The sequence below is a fragment of the Luteitalea sp. genome (genome assembly GCA_009377605.1).
GTDB lineage: Bacteria > Acidobacteriota > Vicinamibacteria > Vicinamibacterales > Vicinamibacteraceae > WHTT01.
In genome coordinates this window covers 37,784-62,719 of sequence record WHTT01000009.1, presented here as the reverse complement: position 1 = coordinate 62,719, position 24,936 = coordinate 37,784, and the positions used below count along the sequence as shown (strand labels likewise).

The following is a 24,936-nucleotide window of genomic DNA, read 5'->3' as shown; positions in this document are numbered from 1 at the left end:
CATGCTGATAGCGCTCTTGATCATCATCTCGCTCGTCGTTTTGAACGGCCTGTTCGTTGCCGCGGAGTTCGCAATCGTGGGCGCGCCGCGCGCCGCCATCGAACGGCGCGCCCTCGCGGGGGAACGGCTCGCCCAAGTGGTGCACCGCGTGCTCGAGGTCCCACGGCGCCAGGATCGCTACATCGCGACGGCGCAGCTCGGGATCACCGTGGCCAGCCTCGGCCTCGGCATGTACGGCGAGCACGTGCTCGCCGACTGGATCCTGCGTCAGCTCGCGGACAGCGGCACAGCGCACTACATCGGCGCGCATTCCGTGGCGAGCGCCATTGCCGTATCGGCGCTCACCTACCTTCACATTGTCGTGGGCGAAATGGTGCCGAAGTCGATTGCGCTGCAGCGGGCCGAGCACACGGTGCTTTGGATTACTCCGCACATCTTGTGGATGCAGTATGCCTGTTATCCAATCGTCTTCGGGCTGAACGGTCTTGGCAATCTGCTCCTCAAAGCGCTGGGCCTCCAGCGTCAGGAGGGCACGCGGGAGCACCTCTACTCGCCCGAGGAGCTGGAGCTCGTCGTGCGCGAGAGCGAGGCGGGCGGGTTGCTGCGAGCCGAATCGGGCCGGATCCTTCGAGAGCTCTTCGACTTTGGGGAGCTCACGGCACGAGAAGTCATGACGCCCCGTGTGCAGATCGCCGGCCTGCCGCTGGGAGCCGACGGGTCGGCCATGAGAGCCCTCGTGGCGGAGCGCCCCTACAGTCGATATCCGGTCTACGGCGAGGACCTGGACCAGATCATCGGCATGGTGCACGTCAAGGATCTGATCGCCGCGTGCGAGGACGGCAGGGTGCTCGCAGCAGACATCGTTCACGCGATGCCGTACGTGCCGGAAACAGCGGCCCTGGGCAGCGTCATCGACATGCTCCGCAAGGAAGAGACCCACATGGCCATCGTCATCGACGAGCATGGAGGGACCGCGGGTGTGGTCACGCTCTCGGATCTCTTCGATGAAGTGATCGGAGAGATCGACGAAGCAGGCCCGGCACGGCCCAGTATCTCGCGCGACTACCTCGGCCGCCTCCACGTGAAAGGAACCGTGCGCGTCGAGGAGGTGGGCGAGCAGCTCGGAGTCGCGCTCGAACATCCCGACGTCGACAGCGTCAGCGGCCTAGTCTTGACACTGCTCGGGCGCCCTCCGCGTATCGGCGACCGCGTCGACTACGAAGGGGTTCACTTCGAGGTCACAGCCACAGAAGGTCACGGGGTCAGCGAGTGCATTGTGGCGTTGGGTAGTCCAACCACGAAGGCACCAAGGTAAACACCGAAGAGCACGAAGGCTAAACCACGAAGAACTTCGTGTCTTCGTGGTGGTTAGGCGGCGCGATGCAACGTAAGCCCGCTCTCGAAGTCGCCCAAGCGCTCTCGGAGGATCAACCGGCCCCGGTGAAGGCGCGATTTCAACGTCTGCGTATTCACACGAAGCACGCGGCTTGCCTCCTCGGTAGACAGGCCGTGAACATCGCGCAGAATGACGGGTCGCCTGTATATGGGTGGTAAATCGCGGATCGCTACCCGCAAGCGGTCCCGGAGCTCGCGACGGAGCACGGCTTCGTCACCCAGCGCCGACCAATCCGTTGCCTCCAGCAGCCTGGTCTTTCCCTGTTGACGATCGTCGGGGAGCTCGGCCGAGACTTCAGCCGGGCGTGCGAACTTGCCGTTCCTGAGGCGCGACATCGCCGTGTTGTACGTGATGCGATAAATCCAGGATGAGAGCGCAGCATCGCCTCGGAAGGCGCGGATCTTACGAAAGACCTTCAACAGCACGTCTTGAGCAATCTCTTCTGCATCTTCATGATTCTTCGTATAACGAAGCGCCAGTTGATAGATTCTGGCACCATACGTGTCCGCAAGCTCGGCTACGGCCGTCCCATCCTCTGCCCGGAGCCGACCGACCAGCGTCTTTTCGGACTGCGACTTGTCCCTCATGATGCCTCCAAACTAGGAGAACACCGGAGGAGCCTTATTTATTCCCAGGGGCGAGGGGAGGGGCGAGGGACGAGGTTCGAGGGAGGAGGTCCGAACTTCGAAGCGGTCGAACACGTCGCAGAAATGCCGAACACACGAGTCCTCGATCTCGGCCATAGGGAGGGGGCCGGCCAGGAGCTCGAGGGAAGTCACGCCGTGGTCGGCGATGCCACAGGGAACGATGAGGTCGAAATAGTCGAGGTTGGTTGAGACGTTGAGTGCGAAGCCGTGGCTCGTCACCCAGCGGGAAATCCGAACGCCGATGGCCGCCAGTTTTCGTTGGGCGACCCACACGCCGGTCAGGCCAGCCAACCGCCCGGCGCGGACGCCGAAATCCGCCGCCGTACGGATGAGCACTTCCTCGAGGTCTCGCACATAGCGATGCACATCTTGTCGATCCGGCTTGAGATCGATCACCGGATAGCCCACGAGCTGGCCCGGCCCGTGATAGGTCACGTCGCCACCACGCCCGGCGTCGTAGACGGCCACGCCCCGCGCCGCCAGCTCCCGATCCGAGGCAATGATGTGCGCCCGTGAGTTGCGCGCCTTCACGCCCAGCGTGATGACGTGCTGATGTTGCAAGAGGAGCAGCGTGTCCGGTGCGATGCCGGCACGCCGATCCGCGGCAAGCTGCGCCTGGAGCGAGACGCCTTCCTCGTAGGTGATGACGCCGAGGCGTTGAATGTCGAGAGGCGACATCGAAGTCAGGCTAACACAGCGCCCCGGTGGGCGCGTGCGAAGAAGAGAATGCGTCGGCCGCCGGCCAGGGGCTGGCGGGCCAGAACCTCGAAGCGTGCCGCCAGTGCCTGCTCGAACGTGGGAAGGTCGTAGTCGGCATGTTGCGCCGGGTCCTTGAAGCGGAGCAACCGTTCCACCATCGGGTCGGCGCGGCTGACGAACTCAATCACGAGGTGTGGCGTGAGCGCTGCCAGCCAATTCAAGACGGCCGTGAGCGGGATGTTTGCGCCAATGACAAGGTGGTGCAGCAGCGCGAGCGCGAGCACCAACTCTGGCCGGCCCCGGTGTTCGAGGCGCCAGCGCTCTTCACCGCTCCATCCCTGGCTGGGCGAAGGGTCGGCAAGGTTGCCGACGAGCGGCAGCACATTGTCAACGCCACGCCGCCGGAGATCGGTGAACATCCGGTCCACCACGACGCGATCGGCATCGATGGCCAAGACGTAACGCGCGCACTCTGCCGCGATCCGTGCATAGACGCCCTGATTGGCACCCAAGTCCCAGACCAGCCCCCAGGGCCGCCCAGCAAGGGCTTGGTGGACGAACTGCTGCTTGGCCGCCTGGTCGCGATCGTCGTACCCGGGTGCCTCCGCATAGCCCGCCCACGCGCTCCGCGTCGCAGGGGGCGCCAGGCGATCCACGAGCCGCTGCAACTTTCTCACGTTTGCTTGGATGAGCGCCTTGCCGAACCCGCCCGCGGCGATCTCGGTGCGCAACGTGCGAGGCGCCGCCGCATAGCGCCGCTGGCTCAGTGCGTGCAGATGCACATGGCTGAAGACGCCCGGCCTCAGGAGGCAGCGCCCCCCGAGCAGTCGACGCATCTCCTCCGCCGGAATGCCATCGATACGGCCGCGCAGCCAAGGCTGGAAGGGAACGCCGCGGTAGGCCTCCAGAAAGAGCGGGTAGAGGCAGAGCTCACAGAATTGTCGATAGCCAACCCATGGCTCGCCTGCGCGGAGTGGCGTGAACGACAGAACATCGAGGAAGACCGGCTGCACGCCCCGCCACTGGACGTTGTAGGCCGTGCCATCTTTGAGCACGAGATCCTCCTCCAGCGCCGCGGCGAGCAGATCGAGCTGCAGACGCGCCGCGCCGCGGAGCATCTCGAAGCTCCACTCGTAGGGATAGGAAATGAACGGAATGCGCTCGTGACGCAGGACGAGATGCCAGTCGTTGCCGAGATCCTGCGGGGCATCGACCCGGGTGGTGGCAACGACCTGTCCCCCTGCGAGGGCGCGCCGCCAAAAGTCCGTGCGCTCGATGCTCGCCCAGTCCGCGGCCGCACGCGCAGACAGCGCGCGGAACACCTCTCCGCTGTGATAGAAGACTCGAGCGCTCGCGTCGCGAAAGGACCCCGGCTCGAACTCAACGCCCATCGTCGACCGGCACGCTCTCCAGGTCGTTCGACGCAGGCGGCCGCTCGCCGGGCTGGGTGCCACGGATCCGCGCGACCACGCGGTGCCAGAGCAGCCGCGCGGCGACGGCTAATCCCGCGAGCCCCCCGAGGACGATCTGGAGGACCAGGCTTCCCGCGGAAGGATCGATGTAGGCAATCGGGGCCAGCGGGACATGCTCGAACATGTCACAGGATTGTAACGTCCTTCGTGGCCAAGCGAAAGCTCAACGTGAAAAAGGGGACAGCCCCCATTTTACGAACCGCGTAAGAAGGTCCCGGTTCCTCTCTGTTCATTCATCAGAAGGAAGAGCTGCGGACCTTCTTACGCGGTTCGTAAAATGGGGGCTGTCCCCTTTTTCACGTCTCGAACTGCTCGATGGTCTGTTTCACGAGCTGCATGAACTGGTCGGCGGCTGCGCCGTCGATGAGGCGGTGGTCGTAGCCCAGTGTCAAATACCCCCGCTGACGGATGGCAATGGCGTCGTCAATGACGGCCACGCGCTTCTCAATGGCGCCGACGCCCAGAATGGCCACCTGCGGCTGGTTGATGATCGGCATGCCAAAAAGGGTGCCGAACGTGCCAGGGTTCGTGATTGTGAACGTACCGCCCTGCACCTCCTCGGGCTTCAGCCGTTTGTTGCGCGCGCGTGCCGCCAAGTCTTGAATCGCGCGGCTCAAGCCCAGCAAGTTCTTCTCGTCTGCGTGAGGGACCACGGGCACGACGAGCCCCCAGTCGAGGGCAACCGCGATTCCGAGGTTAATCGCTTTCTTGTACACGATCTTGTCGCCATCCAGAGAGGTGTTGAGAATCGGCATCGTGCGAAGTGCGTCGACGATGGCTTTGGCGATGAACGAGAGAAACGTGAGCTTTGTGCCCGTGCGCTCGTACTCCGCTCTACGCTCCTCGCGAATCCGCGCGACGCGCGTGAAGTCCACCTCGAACACGGAGTGCACGTGTGCCGACGTGCGACGGCTCACGATCATGTGGTCGGCGATCTTCTTGCGCATGACGGACATCGGCACGATCTCGACCGCTTCGCCTGGCGCGTATGCGGAAACGTGCGGCAGCGCGCCACCCGCCGCGGCAACCGCCGGCAGTCTTTGTCGTTCGTCGATGAACTTCAGGATGTCTGCCTTCGTGACACGGCCATTGATTCCGGTGCCGGAGATTTGTGCGATCTCGACGTTGTGTTCTCGCGCGATCTTCCGCACGAGCGGGGATGACTTCCGCCGACGCAAACCTTCACGCTCGGCCTCGGGCGAGACCGGCTCGTCCCTCGACGGTCGGCGAGCGTCTTCAACGAGGGGGAGCGGCTTGGCCTCCTGCGCGGGCGCTGGCGCCTGCTCCACTGCTGCTCGATCGCCGTCGTTCCCGACAACCTGCTCCTCAGCGCCGTTGATTACACCCACAACCGTGTCAACCGGCACCGTCTCACCTTCCTTCACGCGGATCTGCGCGAGGACGCCGGCCACGGGCGACGGAATCTCCGCATCCACCTTGTCGGTCGAGATCTCGAAGAGCGGCTCGTCGCGGTCAACGGAGTCGCCGAGCTGTTTGATCCAACGCGTGACCGTCCCTTCCGCGACGGACTCGCCCATCTGGGGCATGACAACGTTTGTTGGCATCTTGGACCTCGCGACACAGGTAGGGCGCGTCAGCCTCCCGCGCCGTCACGGCCGCCTCGGCGAGGCGGCCCTACCTAGTATTCCACCAATTCTCTTACGGCGGCCGCCACCTTGGCCGCGTTTGGCATGAAGGCCTGCTCCAGCGGCGGGCTGTATGGGACTGGTGTGTCGAGCGAGGCAAGCCGCTTGACGGGCGCGTCCAGGAGCTCAAAGCCCTCGTCTGCAACAATGGCGGCGAGCTCGCCGCCAATGCCGCCCGTCAGCGGTGCCTCGTGCACCACGAGGATGCGACTTGTCTTGGCCACTGACGTGAGAACCGTCTCGCGATCGAGTGGCGCGAGTGTTCGCAGATCCAATACCTCGATTTCGATCCCGTCGCGCGCCAGCTCGGTCGCCGCATCGAGCACATGCTGCACCATGGCGCCAAACGTGACAACGCTGGCGTCGCGTCCCTCTCGCCGGACCGACGCGCGGCCGAGCGGCACGACGTAGTCGGCGTCGGGAACTTCATCTTTGACGCGTCTATAGAGATACTTGTGCTCGAAGAACAGCACCGGATCGTCGTCACGTATCGCTGCTTTGAGCAATCCCTTTGCGTCGTAGGCGGTGGCGGGCTCGACGATCTTGAGACCTGGCGTGTTCAAGAACGACGCTTCGGGGTTTCCCGAGTGAAACGGCCCGCCGCTGACACCTCCGCCGCACGGCCCCCGCACGACCAGCGGCACGCCCACGCCCGAGCGATATCGGCTCTTCGCAGCAAAGTTCGTCAGCATGTCGAAGGCACCCGCAATGAAGTCGATGAACTGCATTTCCACGACGGGACGCATGCCCATGTAGGCGGCGCCTATCGCGGCGCCGACGATGGCCGCTTCCGAGAGCGGGCTGTCGATGACGCGGTCGGGGCCGAAGCGATCGAGGAGGCCCTCGGTGACCTTGAAGGCGCCGCCGTAGATACCAATATCCTCGCCGAGAAGAAAGACGCGGTCGTCGCGGGCCATCTCTTCGGCCAGCGCCTGCCTGAGCGCCTCGACGTACGTGATGATTGGCATGATCGGACTTTTGAGTTCTTGCGGACCGCCTCGCCGAGGCGGCCATGACAGCGCGGGAGGCTGACGCGCCCTACCATCGCTGAGGGATCAGTTCAAAACTCACAACTCCCTAAACGGCGAGCGGACGAGCTCGACGCGGCGACCTGGGAACGGATGCGTGCCCGCGTACAGATCCCGTGTCACATCAGCCGGGTCCGGCCTTGGTTGCGCGAGTGCGTCGTTCGCCTCCGCTTCCGCAAAGCTCCGTGTCCGACGATCGATCTCGTGGAGATCGGTATCTGTGGCAAGGCTCAATTCCACGAGCAAGGTGCGGAGCTTCGCGATGGGATCGCGCGTCGTCCATTGTTCGAGCATCGCCTTCGGAACGTATCGCATGTCATCGTGCTCCGCATGACCGCGCATCCGCATCGTGTCAACACCGATGAGCGTCGCGCCTTCGCCACGACGACCACGATCGACCGCACGCTTCGTGGCTTCGTAGACGGCAATCATGTCGTTGCCGTCCACCATCTCGTGTGCGACGCCGTAAGCCTCGGCGCGCTGGTCGATTCGCTCGATGGCCATTTGGCGCGCAATGGGCGTCGAGTAGGCGAACTTGTTGTCCTCGGCAATCACGACGAGCGGGAGCCGCTGGACGGCGGCAAAGTTCATGCCTTCGTGAAATGCGCCGGTGCTCGTGCCGCCGTCGCCGATATAGGTCAGCGCCACCAGCCGTCGCTGTTGCATGCGTCCTCCCAACAGCGCGCCGGCAACCACCGGGATGAGATCACCGAGCATACTGATCGGTCCGATGATGGTTGGCTCACCGCTCGCCGCCGGCGGGATGTGGGAAAAGTGCAGGTTGAGGTCTCGGCCGCGGCTCGGCGACGCTCCCCTGGCCATGTATTGGGCGAAGATATCTCGCGGTCGTACGCCGCGCGCGAGGAGGGAGCCGAGATTGCGAATGAGTGGCCCAATGATGTCACTCGGCTCGAGGGCGAGGGCGGACGCCACCGACTCGCCCTCCTGACCGAGACTCCGATACAATCCGCCGACGACTTGGTTGGTGCGGTAGAGGATCGCGAGCCGCTCTTCGACATCGCGCGTCAGCCGCGCATAGTAGTAAAGCTCGAGCAGCGTCGTTCGGTCTAGCATGCTCAAAGGGGTCAAGGGATCTAGGGCTCAAGGAATCCAGGGTCGAGGGAGAAGCCATAGGTGGCCCTGTCGCCTGCTCCCTTGATCCCTTGACTCCTTGATCCCTTGATCCCTACATATGTATGGCCGCGCCGTGCGCTGCATGAGCCGCCTCCCCCACAGCCTCCGACATCGTGGGATGTGCGTGTATGGTGCGGAGCAGCTCCTCAACCGTGCACTCGAGACGCAACGCCATCGTCGCTTCGGCCACCAGCTCTGTGGCTCGCGGGCCAATCATGTGCACGCCCAGGATCTCGTCGTACTTCTTCTCGGCGACGATCTTGACAAACCCTTCCGTCTCGCCCGCAATCTTCGCGCGGCCGAGCACGCCAAACGGAAACGTGCCCACGACCACGTCGTAGTTGCGTGCGTGCGCCTCTTCCTCGGTCAAGCCGACGCTTCCAATCTCTGGATCGCAGTAGGTGCACGCCGGGACGTGATCGTAGTTGATTGGCCGCGTCTCCCGTCCGGCCGCGCGCTCCGCTGCAACGATCCCCTCCGCGGATGAAAGGTGCGCGAGCTGCGGATGCGCTTGGCCATCGCCCAGCGTAATCACGTCGCCGACGGCAGAAATGCCGGCAGCGCTCGTGCGAAACAGCTGATCCACCTTGATGTAGCCACGGTCGAACGCGAGCCCCACGTCTTCGGCACCGAGCCCCTTCGTCACCGGACCGCGGCCCGTCGCGACGAGCAGGTAGTCGGCAACAATCTTCGTGCTCTTGCCGTCGGAGAGCGTCGCGTCGATCTGCACGGCGCTTGCCTTGACCGCTGCCGCCGTGACTTTTGTACCGGTGAGCACCTTGATCCGTTGCTTCTTGAAGCTCTTCTCGAGCTCCGCCGATACCGCCGCATCCTCGGCCGGCACGAGGCGAGGGAGCAGCTCGACGAGCGTGACCTCACTACCGAACCGGCTGAAGATCGAGGCGAATTCCACACCCACCGCGCCGCTGCCCAACACGACGATCGACTTCGGCACTTCGCGGAGGTTCATGGCCTCGTCACTCGTGATGATGCGCGTGCGATCGATCTCGATCCCGGGAACGCTCCGCGGCTCGGAGCCCGTGGCGACAATGATCTCTTGACCAACGATCTTCTGCGTCTGCCCCTTCTCGTCGGCCACCTCTACCTGACCATCGCCCAACAGTCGGCCGCTCCCCTTGACCCATTCGACCCCATTCTTCTTGAAGAGATAGCCGATGCCACTCGTCAGCCCCTTGACGATCTTGGCCTTCCGGGCGTGCACGCGTGTCATATCGATGCCGACGGCGGCTTCGCCCAGCGTCAGCCCCCATTCCTTGGCATCCCGAGCAATCTTCAGGGCGTGCGCATGCTCCAGCAACGCCTTTGTCGGAATACAGCCCCAATTGAGGCAGGTCCCACCAAGCACCGGCTCTCTCTCGATGCAGGCGGTCTTGAGGCCGAGCTGCGCGGCGCGGATGGCCGCCACATAGCCGCCCGTGCCAGAGCCAATCACGACGACATCGAACTCGTTCGCCAAAAGATAGCTCCCATTGCTGAAAGGTTGAGACTACAGTGAAAGGGTCATGGGTCACTAGGGTGTTACCCCTGCTTGACGCCCCACGTATCATACCCAGAGGCTGAGGGATTACAATACGAGCCCACCTTCCGGCGCGGTCCAGATGCCAATCGAGCCCAAAGTTCTCCTGATCGTCGATGACGATGAGGGGATGCGCGATACGCTGACGGCGATCCTCAAGCGCGACTACACGGTGCGGACGGCGGCGTCTGCCGAAGCAGGCCTCGAGGTCCTCCGGGCGGTCAACGTGCATCTCATGCTGCTCGACGTCCGACTGCCCGGGATGAGCGGTCTGGATCTGCTCCGTATCGTCCGCGAGCAGTACTCGATGGTCGAGGCCATCGTGATCTCGGCCATCAGCGAGGTCGAGACCGCCGTGCAGGCGATGAAGTTGGGCGCCTACCACTACATCACGAAGGAGTTCGAGTACGATGCGCTGCGGTCGTTGATGCGCCACGCGAGTGAGCGGCAGGACCTCAACCGCCGTGTCCTCACGCTGACGGCGCAAGTGGCCGAGCAGCAGGACGAGCGTGAGTTCATCATCGGTCCGAGCCCGAACAGCCGAGCGGTCCTTGAGCTGGCGGCCAAGGTTGCCGGTCTCTCCGCCACGGTCTTGGTGACGGGAGAGAGTGGTACCGGCAAGGAATTGCTGGCGCGCAGGGTTCATCGCGACTCGGCCCAGCGCGACGGTCCGTTCATTCCGGTCAATCTCGCCGCCATCCCAACCGAGCTGGTCGAGAGCACGCTCTTCGGCCATGAGCGCGGCGCCTTCACCGGTGCCGTTCGCCAGCAGATGGGCAAGTTCGAGATGGCGGCGGGCGGTACGCTCTTCCTCGACGAGATTGGCGACCTCCGCGTGGAACTGCAGGCCAAGCTGCTCCGCGCGTTACAGGAAGGAGAGATCGAGCGGGTTGGCGGAACCAAGCCGATCAAGACGCAGTTCCGGCTGGTGGTGGCCACCAATATCGACCTCGAGCGAGCCGTCAGGGAAGGTCGCTTCCGTGAAGATCTCTACTATCGCATCAACGTCGTGCCGGTTCGATTGCCGCCGCTGCGCGAGCGCGCCGAGGATGTGCCGGTGCTCGCCGAAGTGTTCCTGCGCCGATATGCGGCGCGCTTCCGCAAGCCGATCACAGGCCTGTCGCCCGGCGCGCTCGAGATCCTCAAGGGCTACTACTGGCCGGGCAACATTCGAGAGCTGCAGAATCTCATCGAACGGCTCGTGGCGACGAGCGACGCTCTGGTGCTCACCGAGGGCGATGTCCCCATCGAGCTCCATCTCTCGCAGCTCGGCACACGTCCTGGTCGCAGCGACAGTCTCCTCGATGACGCACTCAGCACCTTCGAGCGCAGCTTCCTGCTCAAGTCGCTCGAGCGGTGCGAGTGGAACATCACGGCTACGGCGCGGTATCTCGGCATTCCACTCAGCACGCTGAAGTTCAAGCTCGGTCGCCTGGACGTGTATCGACTGGCGCGGCGACTTCGCGAGTCATGAGAGGCCCGAGACTGCACCGCGCAGGCTCTAGGGTCGACAGCCACAGCCCCGCGACCCAACCTCCCGGCCGTCGACCAACTGTCAGATTTCAGGATTCTCAAGAGGCGCCGTCGTCGTGTACTATGTTCTTCTCCTCCCTTTCTTAGTGTCATTCCCCTACATTTCTTAATACAGACGAGGTATGGGTTTTCGCCTGATCATCTCGGGACGTAGTTGTATGTACTATGGACCACTTAAGTATTAAACCTCCTCTTCACCCCGAAAATACGAGCGTTTTTCTTGCTTGCTGGCTGGCATGAAGCGTCGCCCTTCAGGTATGTTGTAGCGGCTGATGCTTGTGACGATCCCGCTCGTCAACGAGTTGGAGCGGCGCTTGCAACGGTCAGCAGATCTCATCGAGCGGCCTCGAAGCTGCTCATGGTTTTCGTGCGAGATGTTAGCCGATGCTCGTTCGGGCTAGACGCGAAGCGACCCGAGCAGGCACTTGGATTTTGCTGTCGAGCTCGTCTCCTAGCGCTCGACCTTTTCTCGTCCTATCGAGTGACTAGCTCGGCTCACGCCGGTGAGTCGAGCGGCCGGCCAGCTACCCGATGCGCACGCGCGTCAGAGCGTGGGTGTCGCCCACGTGCTCGTGTCGAGCACTCCACGCTCCGCGGTTCTGAATCTACACCCTAGGGGAGGAGTTTGCTATGCAAGCGTCGCTTTTCAATGTTCGCGTCCCGCTGCCGGACCGGGGAGAAGTGTTTCTCATGAACACGCTCACCGACGCGCAGCTGATCGTCTCGGAAGATGTCGCGACGTTGTTGGATCGGCTGGATGGAAGCAGGGGGCCGGCCGATCTCGAGACCGAGGAGCGCGAGGCTGTGGAGACGTTACAGGCGCATGGCTTCGTGGCGCCCAGCCGGGAGCAGGAGCGCCTGCAGCTCGAGCGCTTCTTTCGGGACGTCCGAGAGGACACGAGCGAGCTGCGAGTCACGGTGCTCACGACGCTGCAGTGTAACTTCGCGTGTGACTATTGCATCCAGGGCGACCATGGCGATTACAACGCCAAGGCGACGAAGATGTCTCTGCAGACCGCTGACCGTGTGGTGGCCTGGTGCGAGAAGAAGATCGACGCCTTGCAACCGAAACGGCTCGTGCTGACGTTCTTTGGTGGCGAGCCGTTGATCAATCTGCCGGTCTTGTATCACCTCGCCGAGCGGGTTTGGGAGGTCTCACAAGCGCGCGGCGTCACACTCGTGATCAATATGATTACGAACGGATTGCTGCTCACGCCGGAGGTCGTCGATCGTCTCCTGCCGTACGGCTTCAACGGCGTGAAGGTCACGCTCGACGGTGACCGTGAGACGCACAATCGGATGCGGCCGTTGCGTGGCGGGCAAGGCACGTTCGACAAGATCATCCACAACCTCCGTCAGATCTCAGGGAAGTGCGCCATCGCCATCGGCGGCAACTTCGACGCCGACACGGTCGAGAGCTACCCTGCCCTCCTCGACTTCCTCCGCGCGCAGGACTTCGCCGACGGGCTCGTCAAGGTCAATTTCAAGCCAGTGATTCGCGACCAGAGTACCAGCCAAACGGCATCCGTCGTCCGGCAGCCGGACGGCCGCCACATGATTCCGCTGGCAGTGGTCGATGGTCAAGGCAAGCCGCTGGGCGGCACCTGCATGACGTCGGTGGGCGCTGCGACCAGCTCGCCGTGCGATAGCTGTCATTTCGTGGATGAGCAGTTGTCATTCTTACGTGAGGAAACGAAGAAGCGAGGTTTCCCCACGCCCGACGGTGTGCACATGGGTCCATGCGAGCTGCACAAACGGCACGCGTACACGATTGGCCCCGACGGCGAGTTATACGCCTGTCCTGGGTTCACGGGTGATCCCACGCTGTCAGTCGGCGATGTCGATGACAAGCAGCGGCCTTCGCAAACGGCCGCAGCGGCACGGTTCGAGCAACACGCCCCGTGGAAGGCGTGCGGCGATTGCTCGTTCATTCCTGTGTGCGGAGGCGGCTGCTCGGTCGCGGCGCACACGGAGCTGGGTGACATGCACGCGCCCTCATGTCACAAGAGCAGTATGGAAACGGCGCTGGTCTCGCTCGCGCAGGAAGCCGCGAGTGGTGTGTGAAGGAGATTGATGATGAAGGTCAAGATTCACGTGGTTCGCAGCGGCAATATCGCTCCATCAAGCAATAACTGTCCTTGGTACGTCGATTTCATGCCTAGCTCCTCTAAAAAGTAAGCAACAGTGCCAACTCGTGGGTGCCATCGTGGGGCCCACAGGTGAAGGAGGTTCTCGTGAAGATCAGAATCGCCGCTCGCAATAACGACGAAGGTCGCGTTCAGGGCAAGGTCTCTCCGTGGCTCGTCGACGTCCCTGATGTGCCACCAACAGGACCTCACAAGTAGCACGTAGAAATTGTGCGTGCGACGCGCGGTGCGCCTGAGAGAGCTTTCTTGAGGGACGCGCGCGCCACGCTCTCGAGAATCGCGAATAACGCGCAAGGGAGATTTAGATGAAGGCAAAAATTACCGTCGTCCGCAGTGGCAACATCGCTCCGTCGAGCAACAACTGCCCCTGGTACGTCGATTTCATGCCGACGGCGCCGAAGAAGTAGGCCCAGGCTTCTAGCTGGGTGAACGTCCCTGCTGTCGTTCACAGCAGACGAAGGAGGTTCGTCATGAAGATCAGAATCGTCGCACGCGACAACGATGAAGGTCGCGTTCAGGGCAAGATCTCTCCGTGGCTCGTCGACGTGCCCGACGTGCCGCCCCTGGGGCCTCAAAAGCAGGCGTAGGCCCCCGTGTCCGCTCGTGAACATGCAGCCGGGGACCAGGGGCCCGGCTGCTCTCGGCCGCGCTGGGCTCCATCCGGCAAGTCGCGGTAACATGAGCACTACGGATGCCCTGGTGAAGCAACCGGCACTCTCGCGCGCAACGGCCGAGTCGGCCCCCGAGGCAGTTCGGCTGTCCGGCCGACCGGTAACAAGTGTGTGTAATCGGCGCTCCTGGATTCGCCGAGGGAATGGGTGTGTGCTCGGCGCCCTGACCGCGGCTGCATTCGTAGTGACACTCGCGAGCGCCTGCAGCTCTCAAAGCCGTGGTGCTGCGACGTCGGACGGTCCTGTGACACTGCGAATCGGCTACGCCGCCCCGCAGCCGGCTGAGAAGGCGGACGGCCGCGTCGGCTTGGAGGCCGTCCTCAGTTTTCTGTCCGAAGCCCGACTCGTCACGCCGACCCGAGCCGGTGAGGTGGAACCTGGGCTGGCGGAGCGCTGGCAAACGTCTGGCGACGGCCGCACGTGGCACTTCTGGTTGCGGCCAGACCTTCGGTTCCACAGTGGCACGCTGCTCACCGCCGACACCCTCGCGAGAGTCCTTTCCGAGGCCTTGGAGGGGCCCCGCCAAACGCTCTATCCCGGCTTACGGGATATTGTGTCCATTGAAGCAGCGAGCAACACAGAGCTCGTGATCCGCCTTCGCGCGCCCTCGTGGCTCCTCCTGGAGGCGCTCAGCCTGCACAACATCAGCGATACGAGCGTCGAGCGCCGTGCCGGCCCCTTCATGATTGGGCCGCGACAAGGTAGGGAAGCGACGCTGCTCGCCTTCGAGGAGTACTACGGCCGTCGACCGGCCATCGACCGCATCACATTGCGTGGGTATGCGCGCCCACGCGCGGCCTGGGCAGCGCTCCTCCGCGGCGACATTGATTTCGTCTACGACGTCGCACCAGAAGCGCTCGGCTTTCTCGAGCATGCCCGCGAGGTGCAGGTGCGCTCGTTCTTGCGCCCTTACGTCACGCTCCTTGGCTTCAATCTTCGCCACCCGGTGCTCCGGCGGCAGGATGTGCGATTGGCACTGAATTACGCCGTGGACCGCAAGACCATTGTCGAGCAGGTCTTGGCGGACCGTGGCGTGCCTGCGAGCGGACACATTTCGCCCGAGCATTGGGCCTTCGACAAGGGTGTCACGACGTTTCCGTACCAACCCGATCGCACGGCGGCCCTCCTGGCAAGTGCTAATGAACAACGCGTGGAGTTCACCTGTCTCGTCGCCGCTCATATCCCCCGTGTCGAGCGCCTTGCGCTGTTGCTGCAGCGGCAACTCATCGAAGTGGGAGTCGACATGCGGATCGAGCTGCTTCCGCTGAATGAGCTGGGTCGCCGTCTCGCGCGAGGCGATTTCGACGCCTACCTCGTAGAGATGGCGGCGCATTTGAACTATCCCTATGTGTTCTGGCATTCAGGAACTGGCGACGATGCGCCGTGGGTCGCGTCCGGGTATACGGCCGCCGATGGGGCCCTCGATCGACTGCGGCATGCTCGAACCACCCCCGAGGCCGCCGTGGCGGTTCGCGAATTCCAGCGCGTCTTGCGTGACGATCCACCCGGACTGTTCCTGTATTGGGAGCAGACCTCCCGTGCCCTGAGCGCGCGGTTCACCCTTCCGGAAAGCTCCGAAGGGGACATGCTCAGCATGATTGCTGAGGCGAGCATCGCGGATACGCAGCCCGGTGCACGACGGGGCCGCCTGAGCACGGCCAGCTCGCCATGACGACGCTCACTCAGCGCTTCGTGATGTTGGTGGCCACGGCTGCCGTTGCGCCGCTGCTGCTCTTCGGCATCGTCGCGATCTGGTCGCTCGACACACGGACGCGAGAGTCGGCGGTCTTGGCCAACCAGGAAACCGCAAGGCGCGCGGCCGAGGAGATCGGTTCCTATCTCTCACAGAACATGAAGATGCTCCAGGCCGTCGCGGCCGACCTGCAGCACACGCGTCTCGATCATTGGCAGCGGGAGCGCATTCTCCGAAACTATGTCCTGGCGTTCCCGGAAGTGCGCGAGATTACGCTCTTCGACGTGAACGGGCGTGTGCTGGCGACGAGCCGGCTTGGTGAGACTGCTCTCCAGCCACAGACGTCCGAGGTCACCAGCTTGGGTGGCGTGCTGGTCTCTCCGATCGAAGTCGACGATGATCTCCTGCCTCGCAGCACAATGACGCTGCCTCTCCGAGGCCAAGGCGATCGTGCTGGTATGCTGGTCGCCGACCTCACGCTCGAAGAACTGTGGCGCCTCGTCGACCGAATCCGCATCGGCGATCAAGGATTTGCCCTGCTCGTCGATCGCGCCGCCAAGCTAATCGCGCACGGGAATCCGGACGAGAAGGCGCGCATCGCGCGCGGTGAGTATTTGCGCGATCATCCGCTGGTTGCGGCGACCCTCCCCAATGGCGGTGGGCCGACAACCGTCGAGTACCGAGACGCCGCCGGGCGTGAGCTTCTCTCTGTGGCGGCGTCGGTCCCGCAGCTCGAGTGGATCGTTCTCGTGGATCAGCCGACGGCCGAAGCGTTCGCGGCCGCCCGCCGCCTTCGCAGCTTGCTGCTTACGGTGGTCGCCCTGGCTCTCCTCACCACCGTGGTCGTAGGAGGAGCCTGGGGCAGGTCGTTCATTCGGCCGATCTTTGCGCTCCTGCGCGGCACCGAAGCGCTCTCCCGAGGGCGGTTCGACACGCATGTCCACATCGCCCGGCGTGACGAGTTTCGAACGCTCGGCGACGCCTTCAACAGCATGGCGGACCGGCTGCTCGAGCTGCAGCGGAAGACCATTCGGCAAGAGCGTCAGGCGATGTTCGGCCGGATCGCGGCCGGTCTCGCCCACGACCTGTCTCACCCGCTGCACAACATCAAGAACAACTGCAAGCTGATTCTGAAGCTCCACACCGACACCGATTATCGCGGGTTGTTCGACCGCACCGTCAGCCGCGAGTTCGGCACGATTCAGCGCATCGTCGAAGACCTGCGCAACATCGCCAGGCCGATTCCGCTCGAGCGCTTCCCCCTCGATGTCAATCGTTCGATTCTCGACGTCGTCGAGCGCATGCGCGCGCCCCAACAGGCTGCGGGTGTGGACATCGAGCTCGATCTCGCCGACGACGAGGTGCACATCGAAGGCGATCTCTTCGCGTTCAGCCGCGTCCTGCGCAATCTCATCACGAATGCGCTTCAAGCGACGGCGCCGGGCGGGCGGGTCACGTTCACCTCGCGCGCCGTCGATTCGCAGGTAGAGATCTCCCTGGCAGACACCGGATGCGGCATCCCGCCCGATCGCCTGGCCGCGATCTTCGACGACTTCGTCACCACGAAGCGCCGCGGCCTTGGCCTCGGCCTCGCCATCTCACGCAAGATTGTGGAGCAGCTCGATGGGACGATCGCTGTCGCGAGCGAAGTGGGCAAAGGGACAACGTTCGTGCTCCGGTTCCCGGCGCTCGCGCGGCAGCAGGAGCACTTGCAGCGACCGGTCGCCTCCTAGGCGCACGCATCCGGACGCGGGAACCCGAGATGGCGCGGTGGCCACCACTCTCCGGTTCCCGGCGCCCGGGCTCTCCAGCCCGCACCGCTGCCGCCTACTTTCGCGGCAGGACCGCGTCTTTGATCTGCTTGACCGGCCGCGCCTTCACCACGGTCTTGGCGGGAATCTTGATCGGCTCACCGGTCGCGGGGTTACGACCCATCCGCGCCTTCCGCTTCTGGACCACCAGCTTGACGACGCCCGGGATGGTGAACTCGCCGGAGCGCTTGAGCTCCTTCTCCGCGAGCGTGGTGACCTCGTCGAAGAGCTCACGCACCTCGGTGCGCTTCATGTCGTACTTTTCCGCGAAATGCGAAAACAGCTCAGACTTCCCCATTCTCCGGGCTTCGGCCATCGTGACCCCCTGGCGCGCATGCGTGAGTCAGGCGACCGCGAGCCGCCGCGCGCGCAGGCGGCAGACACTCACGGATTGCACCCCACGCGGTCCCGCCGCGTGGGCGCCAAATCCTAGCAGTTTGCCGAGAAACCCTCAATGGACGAGCGGCCAGGTGACTTCCGAGGCAGCCGACCTACCCCGACAGCTCGCACACGGGCTCCCCTAGCCCGCAGCATCTCGAGCGGCCCCGCCGGATCCCACCCTCAGCGCTGTTCAAGCCCGTCTGGCGGCTTCGGCTCGCAATGACGCCTGAATGATACACTGATTTGATGAGTGGCTCACGCGTGGAAACATTCCGCAATCCCGAGCCCAATCGCGATTACACCATCGACATCCGCTGCCCCGAGTTCACGTCGGTCTGTCCCAAGACTGGGCTGCCCGACTTTGGCGAGATTCGGATCAGTTACGTTCCGGACGCCCACTGCTTGGAGCTCAAGGCCCTCAAGTACTACCTGCTCGAATACCGGAACAAGGGGGTCTTCTACGAGGCCCTCACCAACCAGATCCTCGACGACCTCGTCGCATCTTGCCAGCCGCGCCGGATGACGATCGTCGGCGACTTCTCGGTCCGCGGTGGGATCAAGACGTCGGTGACAGTGGAGTACGCAAGCGGCAAAGGTGAGGGCGTAACAAGGTGAGGGGCAGGCCGAGACTGTATAGGTCGTTGTCCGAGACAGTGGCGCTTCGTCGCGATGAACGAATCACCCCCTCACGCCGTGCGGTTTACCGCTGCTTCCTCCGCGGGGCCTGAAGGCCCCGCGCTACGTACGCTGAAAGCGACCCCCGTCCCCTTCCCCCCTCACCCCTTCACCTTGTCACCTCCGACCCGGCACGTCCCTTGCCTGATCACTGTGTGAGGAGGCGCGAAGATGGCGTTTCGTGCAGATTCTGCACCGCGAACGTCCGTGACGCGCGCAAGAAATGCAACACACAGGGCAAGGGGCGAGGGGTGACGAGGCAAAGGCAAGGGGTGAGGGCCAAAGAGCGAGGGAGCTGCGTGAGCCGGTCGCCTGGCCGGGTGATCTCGTCCGGCTCCGTGACCGCGCCTGGCGCGTTACTCGCACGCACCGCGATGATGACGTGGCGGCGCTCGCTCTTTGCGGTGTGGAACCCGACAATCGACACGATGCGCGGACCGTGCTCGCACCGTTCGAGCAGATCGTCCCGATCGCGTGCCCCGCACGGCCGCATGGCGTGACGCTGGGTCGGTGGCTGCGCGGCTTGGTGGCACTAGGTCTCCACGACGGTGCGTACGCGCTTCCGCGCTCAGCCGCTCTGGCTCGCGTGGCCCTGTTCCCATATCAGCTGGCGCCGACCTTGGCCGTTCTCAATGGCCAGGCATCGCGACTTCTCGTGGCCGACGAAGTGGGCCTCGGCAAGACCATCCAGGCCGCAATCCTCCTCCGTGAGCTCACCGATCGCGACCTCGTGCGGCGCGCCCTCATCATCGTGCCTGCTGGCCTGCGAGAGCAGTGGCAGGGCGAGCTAGCTACTCGCGTGGACATCCATGCCGAGGTCGGCGATGCCGCCTGGGCCATGCGCGTCGGACAGACACTGCCGCCGGACACCAATCCATGGCAGCTACCGGCGGTCTGTCTCGTGTCGCACGACTACATCAAACAGCCGGAAGTACTGAATGCGGTTGCCGCCTGTTCCTGGGATCTCGTGATCATCGACGAAGCGCACACGCTCACGCCGCCAACGTGGCGTGCCGAGGCCGCTCAACGGCTCGGCCGCACGGCACGTTGGCTCCTCTTGCTCACGGCTACACCACATCGGGGCGACGAGGCGGCGTTCCGCGCACTGTGCAACACAGGTCGCCTCGGACATGACGATGTGGTCGTCATGTTCCGGAGACGGCGCGAGGATGTAGGCCTTCTACGCGCGCGCACGACACGTGTCTTGCGCATACGCCCGTCGACCGCGGAAGTACGCCTCCACGCCGAGCTCACGCGCTACGCCACGCGCATCTGGGCGGAGCCGTCGGTGAGCGCGGGCGCACGCCTGGTCACGTCCGTGCTCACCAAGCGCGCGCTATCGTGCGCCTTTTCGCTCGCCAGATCGCTCGAGCGGCGGCGTGCGCTGCTGGACCGAGCGCCTTCCCTCGAAACCGAACAGCTCTCGCTGCCGCTCGACGTCGGCACGGAGCCTTCCCGGCCCGAAGACGATGTGTCGGACGAGGTGCTGATGGCGCCTGGACTCTCGGACCGCAGGCTCGAGCAGCGCTGGCTTGGCACGCTCGGCACCTTGGCAATGCGTGCACAAGAGACCGAGCGCAAGCGGGCTGCCCTCGTGCGGCTCGTTCGACGGACCGACGAGCCTCTGGTGGTGTTCACGGAGTACCGCGACACACTCGCCATGCTGGTGCAGGCAGTGAGGCGGGTTGCCTCCGTTGCCGTGCTCCACGGAGCGCAGGACGCTGGGGAGCGCCGTGACGCGCTGGCTTGCTTCGACGATGGCCGCGCGCGAGTCCTGGTTGCCACCGACGCTGCCTGCGAGGGGCTGAACTTGCATGCGCGGTGCCGGTTCGTGGTCGTGTACGAGCTCCCGTGGAATCCAAACCGTCTCGAGCAGCGCATCGGGCGCGTCGACCGACTTGGACAGGCGAAGCGTGTCCACGTGATCGAGCTCGTCCTCGCGGGCTCGCGCGAAGACACCGTCCTCACCCGGTTATGTGCTCGCCTGTCGCGCATCGGTGCAGCTCTCGATCCCTTCGGAGAGCCAGCCGCGGACTCAGCGACCCGCACAGATCGCCCGGCAAAGATCGGCCCTGACAGCGCGATGCACGCGCTGGAGGCGGCAATGGTCGTCGGCAATCACGGCGCCCTCGGGGATCCACGTCACACGCTCGAGCCTCGCGCGACACAGGGCGATCCGGCGCAGGTGGTGAGGACCGGCGATGGGCAGACTCGACTGACGCCGCCGGACGAGCAGGCGCACTTCCTCTCCAGGCTGGACCTCGAAGTGCAGAGCCGCGAGGCGTGTGCAGAGCTGCGGCGCCTCCGGCGGCTCAGGGCATTGTGGGGCGGGAAGATACCTCGCATCCGCGAGATCTCCTCCGTTGTCGGGCAGATGCAGCGCCGGGCGCCCTGGATTGCCGTGCTCGACGCGCGCCGGCGCATGAAGCACAGGCAAGGGGGATCCGCGCTGCCAGCGGCGTGGATGCCCGGCACAACGCTGGTGCTGCTGTTTATCACGGAGCTGCGGGACTCGTCTGGGCGCGCGGTCATCTCCATCCCAACGATACTGGCCGGAGCGTGCTCGGCGCTCCAGGGTGTGACAGGAGAGAGAAAGGTAATGGACGCCTCGGCGAGGCGCCGGGGTCCCCAGCGCGGCAGCCGCGCTGGGGTGGCCCGTCCCTACCTTCCGCCTATGGTGGGGCGGGTCCGCCGAACGCGCCGTGCCAGACAGTTCATCGACCAGTTGGTCGCGAGCCCGCATTGGCGCGAGCGCGTTGCGGCTGCGACTGACGCAGCCCTCGCAGCGGCGCGCGACGCCGACGAGCGCCTGCTCGCCCGTCTCCGTGAACGTGAGCGACGAGCTCACGGTGAGCGTGAGCGGCTCGCACGCCTCCACGCGCCGGATCTGTTCGGCCGCTCACCCACGCATCTATCGCAACCCAGACGTGCGACAACGGATACTCGGACCTTTGCACCACCCGAGCCGCGCTACATCACCCGCGTCTCGTTGCAGCTCGCGCTCCTGATTGCCGACGGTTGAGTCCCGTTCCTGAATCCTGAATCCCGAAAATGGAAGGTCTGGACGGTCCGCTCATCTCGCATCACGCGGCGAGCCACCTCGTGTGGCCGGCATTCCGCGGCCAGCTTGGCGAGCAGAGCGCAGCCGGTGCCGGCCGCCGCTTTCGCGCGTGTCAACGATCCGCACAGGCGACGCTCGGTCCGGCATCTGGTCTGCGCGCCGTTCTGGAGGTGGCGGTTACCCCGGTGGCGAGGCTGCTCGGCTACACGGTGCACGACGCAGTTCGCGAGGAGAACGCGCTCTTTGGTGAGCTGCGGGCGCTGCGTGAGGTTCGGCTCGGGCTGGTCGTCCTAGCCTGGGACGCCTCGCTTGCAGCGGGATGGCGGGCGACCGTGCGCGACGGGCTTGCGCGCAGTACCCCTTGGTCGATCTGTTGTAACGGCACGCGCCTGCGGGTGGTTGATATTCGGCGCTCTCACGCCAGACGATATGTCGAGTTCGATCTTGCAGCGGCGGAGCGCGATCCTCACCTCTTTGCCCTGATGTGGGCGCTGTGCCGGGCGGCAGCGTTCGCACCCAACCCTCGTCTGGGCGGAGATGACACGCTCTTTGCGCAGATCGTCGCGCTCTCGGCGCGTCACGGCGTGAGCGTGTGCCAGTCGCTGCACGGCGGCGTGCGCCTGGCTCTGGACCGCCTTGGCACTGCCCTCGCGCCCAGCGAAAGGAGACTGTCGCGCGAAAAGCGGAAGGGCCAGGCAGGGGCCCGTTCCGAGGCTCGTGCCCAGGCTCGTTCCCAGGCTCCTTCTTTGGGCCCGGGGCTCGCCGAGCAATCGCTCACGCTCATCTATCGCCTGCTCTTCCTGCTCTTCGCCGAGGCACGGCGGCTCGTGCCCGTCTGGCATCCCGTCTATCGGGCGAGCTACTCGATGGCGGCCTTGATCGACGCGCTTCGCTCGTCACGCCCCCCGGTTGGGTTGTGGTCCTCGCTCCAGGCCACGTGCCGTCTCGCCCACAGCGGTTGTCGCTTCGAAGACCTCATCGTCACGCCGTTCAACGGCCGTCTCTTTGCTCCGGCGCGCACCCCGCTTGGTGAAGCGGCACGGGTGTCGGACGACGTCATGCGTGACGTGCTGCTCGCGCTCACGACCCGCCGGACGGTCGGTGGCCGCGAGCACATCTCATACGGGGACCTGGGCGTCGAGGAGCTCGGCGCCGTCTATGAGCGTGTGCTCGACCACGCGGTGTCGCTCGACCTGAAGGAGTCGAAGGATAGCCGCAGCGAGCGGCCGTCGACGCGCAAGGAGACCGCTACCTTCTATACGCCGCGAAGCATCACGGACTTCCTCGTGCGGCGCACGCTGGCCCCGCTCGTGGTGGACGCGGGAAGTGAAGACATTCTCAGGCTGAAAGTGCTCGACCCGGCCATGGGCAGCGGCGCATTCCTGGTTGCGGCGTGCCGGTTCCTCGCCGATGCCTACGAGCGTGCTTTGGTCGCGGAACGACGGGCCGGGCCAGGCGACATCACGGACAAGGAGCGCGTGGTCTTTCGCCGCCTCGTGGCGCAGCGCTGCTTGTATGGGGTGGATCTCAATCCAATGGCTGTGCAGCTCGCTCGCCTCTCACTCTGGCTGGCGTCGCTCGCGGCGGACCTCCCGCTCACCTTCCTCGATCATCACCTCCGCGTGGGCGACAGCTTGCTTGGTGCGTCGTTGGCCGACGTCGCGCGCCGTCAACCAGGCGCCCGGATTCGTCGGGCGCGATCGGCCGGCGGGCAGATCCCCTTGTTCGACGCGGAGGCACTCGAGGCGGATGTGCGCGCCACGCTCCCGGATGTCTGGCGTCTGGCGCTGGACGAGGACGCATCCCCGCAGGTGGTGACGAGCAAGGAGCGCCGCCTCGCGGCACTACGCTCTGACGGTGCACCGCTTGCCAAGTGGCGGCGTGTCCTCGATTTCTGGTGCACCTCCTTCCTTCGGCCTGAGGGGCTCCCGCTGTCGCCGGCCATGGCTGGGGGAATCATCGACGATCTCTTGGGCCGAGACTCGGTCGTCCCGCACGGTCTGTGCGACGCGTGGCGCACACGAGGAACGGAGGTCGCGGCGGAGGCTCGGCTGTTTCACTGGACACTCGAGTTCCCCGAAGTGTTTGCCAACACCGATGGGGCGCCCCGAGCGGCGCAGGGGTTCGACGCGGTGCTGAGCAATCCTCCGTGGGACATGCTCCGTGCCGACACGCAATCGGACCGTGGCCAGTCTCGAGCACGGGCGAAGAGCATCGCCCGCTTCGTGCGTGACTCGGGCATCTACGCGACCGGCCGCGAGGCGCACGTGAACTCGTATCAGCTCTTCGTCGAGCGAGCGCTGCAACTTACGCGATCAGGTGGCCGCCTAGGGATGGTTCTCCCGTGGGGTCTGGCCACCGACCTGGGCTCGAGCGGGCTGCGGCAGCGACTGCTCGACACCTGCACGCTGGATGCGCTCGTCGGATTCGAGAACACGCGAGGTGTGTTTCCCATCCATCGCGGCGTGCGCTTTCTACTGCTCGCCGCCACGGCCGCCGGACGCACGGACCACCTACCGTGCCGGTTTGGCGTGGTCACACCAGGTGACCTCGACAGCATTCCCGATACTCACCACGGCGAGCCGGTTCGGTTCTGGACTTCAATCGCAACGTCGCTCCTGCGTCGGCTCTCGGGCTCGCGGCTCGCAATCCCCAATGTGCGGTCGCCAGTTGACCTCCGCTTTCTCGCACACCTCTGCGCCTCGGCGCCGGCACTTGGCAGCTCTGACGGCTGGCAAGTCCACTTCGGACGTGAGCTGAACGCCAGCGACGATCGCGCTCGACTTCGGTTGCCAGGCCACGGGATGCCCGTTGTCGAGGGGAAGCACGTGAGACCGTTCGTCGTGGATGTCTCCGCCTCGCGAGCCAGCGTACCGCTCGATCTGCTGGGCGCGACACCGGGCCGGCTCGCGAGAGTCCGCCATGAGAGGCTCGCGTATCGAGATGTCGCCTCTGCAACGAATCGCGTGAGTCTCATCGCGGCCATCCTGCCGGCCATGACCGCGTCGACGCATACGTTGTTCACGCTCGAAACGCCGCTCGAGCGTGACGAGCAGCTATTCCTGTGTGCCGTGCTCAACAGCTATGTCGCGAACGCCTACGTGAGGCTGTTCATCAGTAACCACGTCACCACCACGCTCCTCGAGACACTCCCGGTGCCGCGACCGCCACGCGGTAGTCCTGAGCACAGCGTCATCGTCTCGCTGGCGCGCCGTCTGCACGACGATCCAGCGGATCTCGCATCACATGCGATGCTGCAAGCGGCCGTCGCCCACCTCTATCGGCTCGACAAGGCGCTCTATGCACACGTGCTCGCTGGCTTCCCTCTCGTGGAAGCGCCCCTGCGGCAGGCGGCGCTGGAGGAATTCAGTCGAAGGCTGCACGAGCCCGGCTGAGCGTTCACGG

The 24,936-nt window shown here is 64.7% G+C and carries 16 protein-coding genes and 1 pseudogene; 8 read left to right on the top strand and 9 right to left on the bottom strand.

Annotated elements, in window-relative coordinates:
- The first annotated feature begins 1 nt into the window (after window position 1).
- A complete protein-coding gene (locus tag GEV06_04660; GenBank protein ID MPZ17190.1) occupies window positions 2–1,315 on the top strand; it encodes a DUF21 domain-containing protein in 1,314 nt (437 codons plus the stop codon).
- Window positions 1,316–1,368: 53 nt separating this feature from the next.
- Here GEV06_04660 and GEV06_04655 read toward each other — a convergent pair whose 3' ends face one another.
- The 8 genes and pseudogenes from GEV06_04655 to lpdA all read right to left on the bottom strand — a co-directional run bounded on the left by GEV06_04655 (window position 1,369) and on the right by lpdA (window position 9,499).
- Window positions 1,369–1,983, bottom strand: a complete 615-nt coding sequence (locus GEV06_04655) for a sigma-70 family RNA polymerase sigma factor (protein MPZ17189.1) — start codon at window positions 1,981–1,983, stop codon at window positions 1,369–1,371.
- 12 nt (window positions 1,984–1,995) lie between these two features.
- Window positions 1,996–2,721, bottom strand: coding sequence for a lipoyl(octanoyl) transferase LipB (gene lipB, locus GEV06_04650; protein MPZ17188.1), 726 nt, complete (start codon window positions 2,719–2,721; stop codon window positions 1,996–1,998).
- A gap of 74 nt (window positions 2,722–2,795) precedes the next feature.
- Window positions 2,796–4,133: pseudogene (locus GEV06_04645) on the bottom strand (methyltransferase).
- Entirely contained in the window at window positions 4,123–4,320 is a 198-nt protein-coding gene (locus GEV06_04640) for a hypothetical protein (GenBank protein ID MPZ17187.1), read from the bottom strand. Before GEV06_04640 ends, GEV06_04645 begins: the two are co-directional and overlap by 11 nt.
- A 190-nt stretch (window positions 4,321–4,510) precedes the next feature.
- Complete coding sequence (locus GEV06_04635; protein ID MPZ17186.1) at window positions 4,511–5,779, bottom strand: 2-oxoglutarate dehydrogenase, E2 component, dihydrolipoamide succinyltransferase; 1,269 nt, start codon at window positions 5,777–5,779, stop codon at window positions 4,511–4,513.
- A 74-nt stretch (window positions 5,780–5,853) separates the two neighbouring features.
- Window positions 5,854–6,828, bottom strand: a complete 975-nt coding sequence (locus GEV06_04630) for an alpha-ketoacid dehydrogenase subunit beta (protein ID MPZ17185.1) — start codon at window positions 6,826–6,828, stop codon at window positions 5,854–5,856.
- 99 nt (window positions 6,829–6,927) lie between these two features.
- Window positions 6,928–7,962, bottom strand: coding sequence for a thiamine pyrophosphate-dependent dehydrogenase E1 component subunit alpha (locus GEV06_04625; GenBank protein MPZ17184.1), 1,035 nt, complete (start codon window positions 7,960–7,962; stop codon window positions 6,928–6,930).
- Window positions 7,963–8,074: 112 nt separating this feature from the next.
- Window positions 8,075–9,499 carry a dihydrolipoyl dehydrogenase gene (gene lpdA, locus GEV06_04620; protein ID MPZ17183.1) on the bottom strand — a complete coding sequence of 475 codons (1,425 nt, stop codon included), beginning with the start codon at window positions 9,497–9,499 and terminating at the stop codon, window positions 8,075–8,077.
- A 142-nt stretch (window positions 9,500–9,641) separates the two neighbouring features.
- Between lpdA and GEV06_04615 the strand changes: the two genes are divergently transcribed.
- The 4 genes from GEV06_04615 (at window position 9,642) to GEV06_04600 (ending at window position 17,336) form a co-directional block, all read left to right on the top strand.
- Window positions 9,642–11,033 (top strand): response regulator, encoded by a 1,392-nt coding sequence (locus tag GEV06_04615; protein MPZ17182.1) that lies wholly within the window; start codon window positions 9,642–9,644, stop codon window positions 11,031–11,033.
- A 689-nt stretch (window positions 11,034–11,722) separates the two neighbouring features.
- Window positions 11,723–13,156, top strand: a complete 1,434-nt coding sequence (locus tag GEV06_04610) for an SPASM domain-containing protein (GenBank protein MPZ17181.1) — start codon at window positions 11,723–11,725, stop codon at window positions 13,154–13,156.
- A gap of 584 nt (window positions 13,157–13,740) precedes the next feature.
- Window positions 13,741–15,582, top strand: coding sequence for a hypothetical protein (locus GEV06_04605; protein MPZ17180.1), 1,842 nt, complete (start codon window positions 13,741–13,743; stop codon window positions 15,580–15,582).
- On the top strand, window positions 15,579–17,336 hold the full coding sequence (locus GEV06_04600) for a HAMP domain-containing protein (GenBank protein MPZ17179.1): 1,758 nt from the start codon (window positions 15,579–15,581) through the stop codon (window positions 17,334–17,336). The genes GEV06_04605 and GEV06_04600 overlap by 4 nt, the downstream gene beginning before the upstream one ends.
- 94 nt (window positions 17,337–17,430) lie before the next feature.
- On the opposite strand, the gene GEV06_04595 is transcribed toward GEV06_04600, so the two are convergent.
- Window positions 17,431–17,712, bottom strand: a complete 282-nt coding sequence (locus GEV06_04595; GenBank protein MPZ17178.1) for an HU family DNA-binding protein — start codon at window positions 17,710–17,712, stop codon at window positions 17,431–17,433.
- A 329-nt stretch (window positions 17,713–18,041) separates the two neighbouring features.
- Here GEV06_04595 and queF point away from each other — a divergent pair, with 329 nt between their 5' ends.
- The 3 genes from queF to GEV06_04580 all read left to right on the top strand — a co-directional run bounded on the left by queF (window position 18,042) and on the right by GEV06_04580 (window position 24,926).
- A complete protein-coding gene (gene queF / locus GEV06_04590) occupies window positions 18,042–18,410 on the top strand; it encodes an NADPH-dependent 7-cyano-7-deazaguanine reductase QueF (protein ID MPZ17177.1) in 369 nt (122 codons plus the stop codon).
- 283 nt (window positions 18,411–18,693) lie between these two features.
- A complete protein-coding gene (locus tag GEV06_04585; protein ID MPZ17176.1) occupies window positions 18,694–21,492 on the top strand; it encodes a hypothetical protein in 2,799 nt (932 codons plus the stop codon).
- Between the two features lie 29 nt (window positions 21,493–21,521).
- The gene (locus GEV06_04580; protein ID MPZ17175.1) at window positions 21,522–24,926 is read left to right on the top strand and encodes an N-6 DNA methylase; all 3,405 of its coding nucleotides are present in this window, start codon (window positions 21,522–21,524) and stop codon (window positions 24,924–24,926) included.
- Window positions 24,927–24,936 lie beyond the last annotated feature (10 nt).